The 11133-nt window shown below is 37.4% G+C and carries 12 protein-coding genes; 9 read left to right on the forward strand and 3 right to left on the reverse strand.

All coding sequences use genetic code 11. The features are described 5' to 3' along the window. Positions 1-239 precede the first annotated feature (239 nt). The 6 genes from G9H65_RS12115 to G9H65_RS12140 all read left to right on the forward strand — a co-directional run bounded on the left by G9H65_RS12115 (position 240) and on the right by G9H65_RS12140 (position 4760). Positions 240-1670, forward strand: a complete 1431-nt coding sequence (locus tag G9H65_RS12115) for a circularly permuted type 2 ATP-grasp protein (protein ID WP_166375604.1) — start codon at positions 240-242, stop codon at positions 1668-1670. 245 nt (positions 1671-1915) lie between these two features. Further along, positions 1916-2485, forward strand: coding sequence for a hypothetical protein (locus G9H65_RS12120; RefSeq protein ID WP_166375605.1), 570 nt, complete (start codon positions 1916-1918; stop codon positions 2483-2485). 105 nt (positions 2486-2590) lie between these two features. Further along, positions 2591-2830 carry a hypothetical protein gene (locus G9H65_RS12125; protein ID WP_166375606.1) on the forward strand — a complete coding sequence of 80 codons (240 nt, stop codon included), beginning with the start codon at positions 2591-2593 and terminating at the stop codon, positions 2828-2830. Beyond that, positions 2814-3128 (forward strand): type II toxin-antitoxin system RelE/ParE family toxin, encoded by a 315-nt coding sequence (locus G9H65_RS12130; protein WP_166375607.1) that lies wholly within the window; start codon positions 2814-2816, stop codon positions 3126-3128. The genes G9H65_RS12125 and G9H65_RS12130 overlap by 17 nt, the downstream gene beginning before the upstream one ends. A 231-nt stretch (positions 3129-3359) precedes the next feature. Beyond that, complete coding sequence (locus G9H65_RS12135) at positions 3360-3659, forward strand: DUF4386 domain-containing protein (protein ID WP_166375608.1); 300 nt, start codon at positions 3360-3362, stop codon at positions 3657-3659. A 414-nt stretch (positions 3660-4073) separates the two neighbouring features. After that, positions 4074-4760 (forward strand): DUF4386 domain-containing protein, encoded by a 687-nt coding sequence (locus G9H65_RS12140; RefSeq protein WP_166375609.1) that lies wholly within the window; start codon positions 4074-4076, stop codon positions 4758-4760. 94 nt (positions 4761-4854) lie between these two features. On the opposite strand, the gene lysA is transcribed toward G9H65_RS12140, so the two are convergent. Next, complete coding sequence (gene lysA / locus G9H65_RS12145; protein ID WP_166375610.1) at positions 4855-6090, reverse strand: diaminopimelate decarboxylase; 1236 nt, start codon at positions 6088-6090, stop codon at positions 4855-4857. Between the two features lie 44 nt (positions 6091-6134). Between lysA and G9H65_RS12150 the strand changes: the two genes are divergently transcribed. Genes G9H65_RS12150 through G9H65_RS12160 form a run of 3 tightly spaced genes read left to right on the forward strand, consistent with a single transcriptional unit; the run spans position 6135 to position 8712 of the window. Continuing rightward, positions 6135-7475 carry an alkaline phosphatase D family protein gene (locus G9H65_RS12150; RefSeq protein ID WP_166375611.1) on the forward strand — a complete coding sequence of 447 codons (1341 nt, stop codon included), beginning with the start codon at positions 6135-6137 and terminating at the stop codon, positions 7473-7475. Between the two features lies 1 nt (position 7476). Further along, positions 7477-7914: an OsmC family protein gene (locus tag G9H65_RS12155; protein ID WP_166375612.1), complete on the forward strand. Its 438-nt coding sequence runs from the start codon at positions 7477-7479 to the stop codon at positions 7912-7914. Positions 7915-7917: 3 nt separating this feature from the next. Next, positions 7918-8712 (forward strand): thymidylate synthase, encoded by a 795-nt coding sequence (locus G9H65_RS12160; RefSeq protein WP_109322699.1) that lies wholly within the window; start codon positions 7918-7920, stop codon positions 8710-8712. Between the two features lie 99 nt (positions 8713-8811). On the opposite strand, the gene G9H65_RS12165 is transcribed toward G9H65_RS12160, so the two are convergent. Next, positions 8812-9774 (reverse strand): AAA family ATPase, encoded by a 963-nt coding sequence (locus G9H65_RS12165; RefSeq protein ID WP_166375613.1) that lies wholly within the window; start codon positions 9772-9774, stop codon positions 8812-8814. Next, positions 9771-11129, reverse strand: a complete 1359-nt coding sequence (locus tag G9H65_RS12170; RefSeq protein ID WP_166375614.1) for a peptidylprolyl isomerase — start codon at positions 11127-11129, stop codon at positions 9771-9773. Before G9H65_RS12170 ends, G9H65_RS12165 begins: the two co-directional genes overlap by 4 nt. Between the last annotated feature and the right edge of the window lie 4 nt (positions 11130-11133).

The raw sequence follows: 11133 nt of genomic DNA on the forward strand, positions 1-11133 counted from the left end.
AATGTCACCTATTGCTTTTGAAAAAAAACTATTAAATTTAAATCAAGCTATATGCTAAACAAAAAATACTTGAATACTAATCAAGTATAAATGACATAAAACGGTCAACTTCATTCAGGCATTCACACAATCCAATTTACCACTTACCATTAACCATTTACCATTCAAAAGTTCTTTTTTTTCCAGAAATAAAATCCTAAATTATTACCTAATCAAGCATTGCATAAATAATAAGGCCTATGAATTTCTCATTTAAAGAATACCAAACAGAAGGGTTTTACGACGAAATGTTCAGTCCAGAAGGACAAGTTCGTGAAGGATACGGACCATTTAAAGAGCGCGTAGAACAATTAAGTCAAGAAGAGTTTTTACGTCGACATCAATCTGCCGAAAGAGCCTTAATGGCCATGGGGATTACGTTCAATGTCTATTCCGAAAATGAAGGAACAGAGCGTATCATGCCGGTAGATATTATTCCCAGAATTGTGAATGGTTCTGATTGGGATAATGTAGAGAAAGGCTTAGTTCAGCGAATCACTGCCTTAAATTTATTTTTATCCGATATTTATTCCGATCAAAAAATCATCAAAGACGGAATCATTCCCAAGGAAGTGATCTATTCTTCCAAGAACTTTTTAGAACCTTGCATGGGCATAAAGCCTCCCAAAAACATTTGGATTCACATTACTGGAACGGATTTGATCCGTGGCGACAATGGTGAATTCATGGTATTGGAAGACAATTTGCGTTGTCCCTCAGGCGTATCCTACATGTTGGAAAACCGAGAATTGTTCAAACAAACATTTCCTGAAGTAGTAGCCAAAACGCAGATTCGTACTATTTCTGATTACCCGCATAAACTGTTGGAAATGCTGCGTTTCATCAGTGATCGTCCAGAGCCTACTGTGGTGGTTTTAACCCCCGGTATATATAATTCTGCCTATTTTGAGCATTCCTATTTGGCCCAGCAAATGGGAGTCGAATTAGTGGATGCCCGAGATTTGGTCGTTCATGAAGGCTATGTCAAAATGCGTACAACAAAAGGTTTCAAGATCGTGGATGTGATTTACCGTCGCATTGATGATACCTTCTTAGACCCACAAACCTTCAACCCTGATTCCATGATTGGTATTCCGGGGATATTTGAGGTGTACAAAAAAGGAAGAGTAGCCTTAGCCAATGCCCCTGGAACGGGTGTGGCAGATGATAAGGTAATCTATGCCTATGTACCTAAAATCATCAAATACTATTTAGGCGAAGATGCTATCTTACCTAATGTGGAAACTTATATCTGTGGAGAAGAGGCCGACAGAAAGTATGTCTTGGAAAACATTGAAAAACTGGTGGTGAAAGAAGCCAATGAAGCAGGAGGCTATGGGATGTTGATTGGCCCAAAATCCACGAAAGAAGAACAAGAGAAATTCAAGCAATATATCTTAGCAAATCCAAGAAACTACATCGCTCAACCGACCATCTCTTTATCACGTGTACCCTGTTTGATAGAAGACCATCCTGAAGGGCGCCATGTGGATCTAAGGCCTTATATTTTATACGGAAATGAAGTTAAGGTAATCCCCGGTGGACTAACCCGTGTGGCACTTAGAAAAGGCTCCTTAGTGGTCAATTCATCACAAGGAGGTGGCTCGAAGGATACTTGGGTGCTTTATTAATGGTGAATGTAGAATGACTTAACCTTAAAGGTAATGTGTCTTTTCCACTAGTAATGCATGGTAATGTCGGATGCGATATATTGGGAATTTATTCGCAAAACCCTTCAGTGAATTTATTTAATTGCATTCCAATTTCAGTCTAAAATTTACTATTTATTCAAAATGAACCTTCGGAATATTTAAATAGTGTAGTAAAATTCAAATTTATATGTAAGATTCCCTCCAAATAATTTGAATTAAGAATAATGAAAAGCAAAAGCTGGTTAGATTTAAAGCCATTAAAAAACCAAGACAGAAATATTGAATATTTTGAAGATTATTATAATAGAATTAAACTAAAAACTGAATTTTCACATATTCCAAAAGGAGTTTTTGAACAATGGTTGTGGGCTCATCATGATAAAGAGGAAAGTAAAACAAATTACGGATGGTTGAATTATGAAAATATCGAATTTCAAATTTGCAGTTGGCCAACTAATCAATTTTCAAATATTTATATTTTAGATAGTTATCGTGAATATTACAAACTCAGATCAAGTTATAATGATTTAAATAAATTTTGCTGCACAAAAATTGACTTAAATCATTGGGAACAAAAAGGAACATGGAGAACACCACCTATTATTTTGGATATTATGTCTTTAAATAAAGAAATACCCAAATGGTGTGAATTAATCCCCCCTTTTCAATTGGTAGAAGGGCATTCACGATTAGGATATTTACATTCAATGGTTACTATTGACACACTTGGAAAAGAAAAAATAGCACCTAAACATGATATTTTTTTGATGAAAATAAATCGAAATAATTTTTAGAGCAGTAGTTAAATATAATTTTGTTGATTTTTTGAATAAAATTTGGTTTGAAAAAATATAAACACCCAATATTTTAAAGTAAATTTCCAAACATTTCATTGAACTATGAAAACAGAATCAATCATTCAAAGCAAAAAGTTAGAATTAATTCAATGGTTATCAACTATCGATGATTTAACTGTGCTCAATAAAATCGTTGAATTAAAAAAGCAAGAAAATATTGATTGGTGGAACAGTATTTCAACAAAGGAAAAGCAATCAATTGAAAATGGATTGCAAGATGCAGAAGACGGAAAAATAAATAATCATTCGAAAGCCAAGCAGCTTTATGAAAAGTGGTTATAGAATTGTTTGGACAAATCATGCTTTAACTGAATTACAAAATACAATCCATTATTTAGAAGAAAATTGGACAGGAAAAGAATTACAAAATCTTGCAACAAATATTGAAGAAGCCATTTCTTTAATTTCTCATAATCCATACTTATTCCAAGTATCTGAAATCAAAAGAAATATTCGCAGAGTCACCATTGCGAAACATAATACTTTATATTATCGACTGAAAGAAGATCAAATTGAAATACTATCTTTCTTTTCTCATCGTCAAAGTCCGGAGAAAAGAAAACTAGGAACCACCTCTTAATTGTGTATTAGAAAATCGTGTTGGTTTTGGTAGATTGGCAAGCATCAGCTGTTCGATTTCTATGATTGTTAATACATTAATGGGTTAAAATTCGAGTCATACCTATTTTGGGTATAGAATATTTGATTAGCACTCCATTAGAAAAATAAATCCCTATTTTTATTTGAGCTATTGTTTCTAATTTTACTTTCCATGGAAATAATTTACAATCAATGATACTTCCTTCAAAACATGATTTCAGATAAAAATTTAGCCCGAATTGCAGGGTTTTGCTATTTAGTCGTGATTGCTACAGGATTGTTTTCAGAAGTTTTTGTAAGGCAAGCTTTACGAGTGCCGAATAATGCCTTGGCAACTGCCCATCATATTAAAACGAATGAAATGCTTTATCGTTGGGGTTTTGCTGCTGACCTGATCAATTTTGTGATTGGAATACCCACCATATTGATCATTTATCACTTTTTCAAAAAACTCTGCTGTTCGACATGTTCCGAAGGGTCATGTCGAACGACAGATGAAAGGGATTTGTAATCCCATGCTAAAAATAAATTTGGCTTCGAGAACCTCAGCCAACTTCTAGAACCTCCGCTGTTCGATTTCTCTGATTGTTAATACATCAATGGGTTAAAATTCGGGTCATGCCTACTCTGCTGTTCGACATGTTCCAATGGGTCATGTCGAACGACAGATGAAAGGGATTTGTAATCCCATGCTAAAAATAAATTTGGCTTCGAGAACCTCAGCCAACTTCTAGAACTTCCGCTGTTCGATTTCTCTGATTGTTAATACATCAATGGGTTAAAATTCGGGTCATACCTATTTTGAATATAGAATATTTGATTAGCTTACCATCTGAAAAATAAGCCTCTATTTTTATTTGAGCTATTGTTTCTAATTTTACTTTCCATGGAAATAATTTACAATCTATGATACTTCCTACAAAACATGATTTCAGATAAAAATTTAGCCCGAATTGCAGGGTTTTGCTATTTAGTCGTGATTGCAACAGGATTGTTTTCAGAAGTTTTTGTAAGGCAAGCTTTACGAGTGCCAAATAATGCCTTGGCAACTGCCCATCATATTCAAACGAATGAAATGCTGTATCGTTGGGGTTTTGCTGCTGACCTGGTCAATTTTGTGATTGGAATACCTACCATATTGATCATTTATCACTTTTTCAAAAAATCGAATAAGCTTATCCTACAAATTGCTTTAGCCATGGTTATTATTCAAACGGCCATTATTGCAGTCAATTTATTAAATCAAATTACCCCTTTGTTACTTTTAAGCAATGACACTTACTTAACATCTTTTCAATCAAGTCAATTAGCCACACTCTCCCTTTTGTCCTTAAATATTCAAGCACAAGGTTATGGAATTGGTTTAGTATTCTTTGGATTTTATTGTATTCTAATTGGGTATATCATTTTCAAAACCAATGCCATACCTAAAATTATTGGTGTATTATATGCCATAGCTGGACTGTGCTATTTGATCAATAGTTTTACCATGTTTCTCTCCAAAGGATTTGCCAATCCGATGTTCATGTACCTTGCCATTCCGATTTTTGTAGGTGAATTATCTCTTTGTTTGTGGTTGCTCATCAAAGGAATTGATTCATCAAAATGCTAAGGATTGTCGAAGCTTGGAACTAAGATTTGTCAAATTTTGAAAATTTGACAAATCTCAAACGCCAATCTCAAACACAAATCTCAAACACAAATCCCTAAAAGATCTGATTCCTCACCAAATCCTCCAAGGAATCTCTTTTGCGGATTAATTTGGCTTCAGATTGGTCTACCAATACTTCGGCGGGAAGAAAGCGAGAGTTGTAATGAGATGCCATGGTAAAACCATAAGCGCCAGCATTGGCGAAGGCAATGATGTCTCCTTCCTTCACTTCATTTAATATGCGCTCATTTTGATTTCCTTCAAAATCAAAGGAGAAAGTATCTGTCTCGCATATATTTCCGACCACACGGTAAGCATCTTGCTGAATATCTTCCTCGTTAGAAGCATTGAAAATATAATGATATGAACCGTACATCATCGGACGAATCAAGTGGTTTAATCCAGAATTAATGCCCACAAATGTTTTAATGGGATCACGTTTAACCACTGTAGCAGTAGTCAATAAAGTTCCTGCCTCTGACACTAAAAACTTACCCGGTTCCACCCAAAGCTTCAATTCTTTGCCATAATGGGCACAAAATTTTAAGAAAGCATTGCCCATGATTTGGCCAATCTCTTGCATGTTAACTCCTGGATCTTCCGGTGAATAAGGTACTTTAAACCCTCCACCCAAATCCATCAATTCCAAATCTGGAAAATCCTTCGCAAATTCAAACAAAGCAGACGCTGCTTGTTCAAAGGTCTTTCCATCTTTAATATCAGAACCCGTATGTTGATGTAAACCAATCACTTTGATTTGATATTGATTCACTAAAGCCAATATTTCCGCCTTCTGATGAATGGATATACCAAATTTGGATTCGGGATGTGCCGTCATGATTTTGGCATTTCCACCTCCAAAAACGTGGGGCTTGATGCGTAATAAACATGGCACAGAAGAACCATATTGTTGGCCAAATTTTTCCAATACCGACAAATTATCCAAATTCACCATCGCGCCTTTGGATACCGCAAATTCTATTTCCTCAAATTCCACTCCACTTGGTGTAAAGGTTATTTGATCTCCTCGATACCCTGCCAATAAACCTAATTCCAATTCCTGTGGCGAAACCACATCCAAGTCCACGCCTTCAGCCAACATCAACTTCAATACGGAGATATTCGTATTTGCCTTACAAGCGTACTTGATCGACAAGGATATATCATCAAATGCGGAACGAAGAACCGAGATTTTTTCTCTAATTTTGTCGGCATTATATACGTAAAGAGGTGTACCAAATTGTTTGGCAAGCGTTGTCAAAGGAATACCTTGAATGGAATAATAGGCCATTGTTAATAAATTAAGGCACAAAGATAGTGCTAATCTTCTTATCTATGCAGTCAACAAACAAAATAAGACGTATCCTATTCAGCTTATTCTTCGGAATTGCAGCCATTTTCTCTTCTTGGGCACAAGTAAAAAGCGGCCCCATGTTGGGATATTCTGAAATGAAAGAAGTACTGATTTGGGTACAAACTCAAAAGCCCGCTCAGGTTCAAATCAAATATTGGGAAAAAGGTAATGAAGCCAATAAATTGCTTCACCTTTCTTCTGCCATTAGCACACAAAAATCCCAAGCCAATATCGCTCGAATCATTGCTGATGATGTCAGCATGGATAAAAAATATACTTACGAAGTGTGGGTAGATAACAAAAAGGTCAACTTTGATTATCCATTAGAATTTCAAACTCAAACGCTTTGGCAATACCGAACTGATCCTCCCAATTTTCAATTCGTAGTTGGTTCATGTAATTACATCAATGAAGAGGCCACCGACAGACCCGGAAGACCCTATGGTGGGGCTGACGAAATCTACAAGGCGATATATGACAAAAAGCCTGATTTCATGATTTGGGGAGGTGATAACTTTTATTACCGAGAAGCCGATTGGAATACAAGAACGGGCATGATACACAGAAATGACCATACTCGTGGACAAAAATCCGTTCAGCCATTATTGGCTAGTACGCACCATTATGCGATTTGGGATGATCACGATTATGGCCCTAACGACGCCGACCGTTCATTTGCTTTAAAGCATACCTCTTTGGAATTGTTTAAACTGTATTGGGGTAACCCCAATTTTGTTTATCCCAATGAAGCCGTTACCGGGATGTTTCAATGGGCGGATGTCGAGTTTTTCATGATGGACGATCGCTGGTTTAAAGCACCCAACGATGAAAAGAATCCAGCCAAAGATTATTTTGGACAAAAACAATTGCAGTGGTTGTTGGATGCTTTAACGACCAGCAGAGCTAGTTTTAAAATCATCGTCAATGGCGGACAAGTGATTAATCCTGCCAAGGTATTTGAAAATATGGCGAATTATGAACAAGAGCATACTCAATTATTAAAAGAGATTAAAAATAGAAATATTCCAGGTGTTTTATTCATTTCTGGCGACCGTCATTGGTCAAGTTTTTGGAAAATGGAACGCCCAGGCACCTATCCTTTGTTTGACTTAACAGTTTCTCCATTAACTGCAGGAACTGCAAGCCCTACCCCGGAGGATTTAAATAAAACATTAGTACCTGGTACAGTGAGTAATCAACGTGCTTTTGCCCATATTTCTGTCAGCGGTCCACTAAAAGATCGTATATTAGAGATTAATTTAGTGAATTCAGAGGGGAAGGAATTGTGGAAACAACGTATCACATCAAGTCAATTGAAATAACATGGAAGTTGTATTAAATCGAGTAGATCAAGATTTTCATTTCGAAGCAAGGGGCAGTTCTGCTGTACCTGTACATATCGATGCCGCTGAGGGAATCGGTGGCCATAATGCAGGCGCAAGACCGATGGAGTTACTCTTAATGGGTTTAGGGGGCTGTACCGCCATTGATGTCATCTTAATTTTGAAGAAACAAAGACAGGTGGTAGATGATTTTCAAATCCGGGTTTCAGGCACTCGAGAGAAAATAGAAGGGACAGAAAAAACGCCCTTTAGAACGATCAACATTCAGTTTGAATTACAAGGCAATATCGATGGAGCTAAAGCTTTGAAAGCGATACAAATGTCCATGGACAAATATTGCTCGGCAACAGCCCAATTAGAACCTAGTTCTGTCATTACCCATACCCTAATGTTGAACGGTGAAGCCTTTGAAATTTAGTCCATGAAAGTATATTTAGACCTATTACGTCATATCAAAGAAAACGGCACCTTTAAATCGGACCGTACAGGCACAGGAACTTTAAGTGTATTTGGTTACCAAATGCGATTCAACTTGGAGGAAGGTTTCCCCATGTTGACCACAAAAAAAGTACATACCAAATCCATCATTTATGAGTTATTGTGGTTCTTGAAAGGTGAAACTAATATTCAGTACTTAAAAGAACATGAAGTGTCTATTTGGGATGAATGGGCGAATGAAAACGGAGATTTGGGGCCAGTATATGGTAAACAATGGCGTTCATGGGAAGGCCCCAATGGTCAAGTGATTGACCAAATCAAAGAGGTTATCCATACCTTAAAAACCAATCCAGATTCTCGAAGGATCATTGTTTCGGCTTGGAATGTGGCTGATTTACCTAAAATGGCCTTGATGCCGTGTCATGCCCTTTTTCAGTTTTATGTGGCTGATGGTAAGTTATCTTGTCAGTTATACCAGCGTTCGGCCGATGTATTTTTAGGAGTGCCATTCAACATTGCTAGTTATGCACTCTTGACGATGATGATAGCCCAGGTTTGTGATTTAGGTTTAGGAGATTTTGTGTGGACTGGTGGTGATACTCACCTATATTCCAATCATATGGAACAAGTGGAAAAGCAGTTGTCCCGTGAACCAAGAGCTTTGCCTCAAATGAAAATTAATCCAGCCGTTAAAGATATTTTTGAATTTACTTACGAGGATTTCACCTTAGAAAACTACGACCCTCATCCGGGGATTAAGGCACCGGTGGCCGTGTAAATGTAGAATGTAGAATGAAGAATGTAGAATTCTTACTCATGAAACAGTGAAAATAAAAATATAACTAAACGAATTATTCTTCATTCTTAATTCTTCATTCTACATTACAATCTTCCTCACCACTTCCGCGGCATTCAATCCTTGTGATTCCGCTTTGTAATTCAATATAATACGATGTTGAAGAACGGGTACAGCAACTGCACGTACGTCTTCCACATTGGGTGAAAATCTCCCTTGCAATAAAGCGCGGCACTTAGCAGCCAAAATTAAATTTTGAGAGGCACGAGGGCCAGCACCCCAAGAAATATAGGAATTAGTCACGTCCGTAGCCAAAGCTGAATTAGGTCTAGTTTGATGTACCCATTTCACGGCTGTTTCTACCACATGATCTGGTACGGGCACTCGTTTAACCAATTGCTGGTATTCCAACAAAGTATGGGCATTTAAAATGGATGCTGGTAAGGTTTCGACATTGGATTTTTCCGACATACGCACTACCGCAACTTCTTCTTCATAGGATGGATAATCCAAGACCAACATGAATAAAAAGCGATCCAACTGCGCCTCTGGAAGTGGGTAAGTACCTTCTTGTTCAATGGGATTTTGTGTCGCTAAAACAAAGAAAGGCTTAGGTAAAGGATAACTCTCCCCTGCCACTGAAACTGTCTCTTCCTGCATTGCCTCTAACAAAGCAGACTGCGTTTTAGGAGGAGTACGGTTAATTTCATCGGCCAATACAATATTGGAGAAAATTGGCCCACGGTTAAACACAAAATTTCTTTGTGCATCCATTACTTCAGCTCCAATGATATCCGAAGGCATTAAATCTGGTGTAAACTGAATCCTTCTGAATTCCAAATCCGTCAATGCAGCTACCGTATGTACTAATCTTGTTTTGGCTAATCCAGGTACACCCACTAATAAGCAGTGGCCTTCGCAAAACAATGAAATTAGAAGTAAATCAATAATTTCATCCTGACCAACGATTCGTTCGGCAACTGCTGTTTTAATACGCTGGAAATCTTTTACAAATGATTCGGCTAGTTGTACGTCGTTCATCATTCTCCTGTTACACTGCCCGACAATAATTTACAATCCTTAAACTCATCATCAATGAAAATGAAAACATCATCCTTGGCTTTCATAAACCATTTTTCAACAGCTTGGTTCTTTTTACGGGTCAAAGCAATGGCGGCAATCTTTTGATAATCATCTTTCAAATTGGCAAAATGTGGAGGATGCTTTGCTTTAAAATATAAAACACGAACGGCACTTCTTCCATCTTCTGTACGGTAAGGAATGGGCGTTGAAATAGTCCCTACTTTCATAGAATCTAAAGAGAAATACAATCCTGGCTCCATACCACTATCAAATGGCATTCGAGTAGTGCGTGTACCTGGATCAATCAACATACCCCCTGCATCTTGTGTGGGTTTATCTTCTGAAAAATCTCTAGCTGCACGATCAAACTTGATAGAATCACGCTGAATCAAGACACGGATACTATCCAAAAATTTAGTAGGCTCCGTCAAATCAAGCTTCTGGTAATCAGGACGCAATAAAATATGTCTTGCATGGTATTCTTGTCCACGAATTTCTAGTAATTGAATTAAGTGAAATCCAAATTCCGATTCCACAACATCAGACATGACACCTGGTTTTAACTTTAAGGCTGCAGCTTCAAATGGTGCGACCATTTGACCACGTTTAGAAAAACCTAAATCTCCCCCACGTTTTCCACTACCTAAATCTTCGGAATATAATTTAGCCAACTCCTCGAAGCTCTCCCCTTTATCTACTCGTTTGCGGTAATCCAATAACTTAGCAATCAACTCATCCTTTTGGTTTTTATTAGGTTGTGCCAAACGAACAATGTGCCCTACTTCTACCTCAGATGGCAAATAAGGTAATGAATCCGTAGGAATAGCAGCAAAAAACGCAGCAACCTCCTTAGGAGTAATTTTCACATCACCCGTAATCTTATCTTGCATTTTACGGCCTGTTAATTGCTCTTTTAAGGAAGTACGTAAATCTTCCTTTAAATTAACAATGGACTTACCAAATGCCTCTACAATGTTTTTTGAAGATCCATATTGCGTTTCCATTTGATCCATGCGGGAATTCAATTCCATTTCCACACGTTTATCTTCCACAATCACGGAGTCAATTTCAGCCTTGGCTAACATCAACTTATTAATGACCAAACCTTCCAGCAATTGACAGCGAGTGGGTGTATTACCTTGTCCACTCGATAAATACTGCTGGTACTGCTGCTCAACTTCTGATTTTAAAATATAGTGGTTGTCGACCTTAACAATGATCTTATCCAACAAAGTCCCTTTACTTGCTTCTTGCGCGAATGTTGCCCAAGACAGCATCAACATCACTCCTCCAAAAATCCAACGATTCAATTTCATAAAT

Origin of the sequence: Aquirufa ecclesiirivi, from assembly GCF_011250515.1 — a bacterium.
GTDB classification, from domain to species: domain Bacteria; phylum Bacteroidota; class Bacteroidia; order Cytophagales; family Spirosomataceae; genus Aquirufa; species Aquirufa ecclesiirivi.

What these genes read in the sequence shown, in the direction of transcription:
- G9H65_RS12115 (WP_166375604.1), top strand. Translation starts at nt 240, where the DNA reads ATGAATTTCTCATTTAAAGAATACCAAACAGAAGGGTTTTACGACGAA.
- G9H65_RS12120 (WP_166375605.1), top strand. Translation starts at nt 1,916, where the DNA reads ATGAAAAGCAAAAGCTGGTTAGATTTAAAGCCATTAAAAAACCAAGAC.
- G9H65_RS12125 (WP_166375606.1), top strand. Translation starts at nt 2,591, where the DNA reads ATGAAAACAGAATCAATCATTCAAAGCAAAAAGTTAGAATTAATTCAA.
- G9H65_RS12130 (WP_166375607.1), top strand. Translation starts at nt 2,814, where the DNA reads ATGAAAAGTGGTTATAGAATTGTTTGGACAAATCATGCTTTAACTGAA.
- G9H65_RS12135 (WP_166375608.1), top strand. Translation starts at nt 3,360, where the DNA reads ATGATTTCAGATAAAAATTTAGCCCGAATTGCAGGGTTTTGCTATTTA.
- G9H65_RS12140 (WP_166375609.1), top strand. Translation starts at nt 4,074, where the DNA reads ATGATTTCAGATAAAAATTTAGCCCGAATTGCAGGGTTTTGCTATTTA.
- lysA (WP_166375610.1), bottom strand. Translation starts at nt 6,090, where the DNA reads ATGGCCTATTATTCCATTCAAGGTATTCCTTTGACAACGCTTGCCAAA.
- G9H65_RS12150 (WP_166375611.1), top strand. Translation starts at nt 6,135, where the DNA reads ATGCAGTCAACAAACAAAATAAGACGTATCCTATTCAGCTTATTCTTC.
- G9H65_RS12155 (WP_166375612.1), top strand. Translation starts at nt 7,477, where the DNA reads ATGGAAGTTGTATTAAATCGAGTAGATCAAGATTTTCATTTCGAAGCA.
- G9H65_RS12160 (WP_109322699.1), top strand. Translation starts at nt 7,918, where the DNA reads ATGAAAGTATATTTAGACCTATTACGTCATATCAAAGAAAACGGCACC.
- G9H65_RS12165 (WP_166375613.1), bottom strand. Translation starts at nt 9,774, where the DNA reads ATGATGAACGACGTACAACTAGCCGAATCATTTGTAAAAGATTTCCAG.
- G9H65_RS12170 (WP_166375614.1), bottom strand. Translation starts at nt 11,129, where the DNA reads ATGAAATTGAATCGTTGGATTTTTGGAGGAGTGATGTTGATGCTGTCT.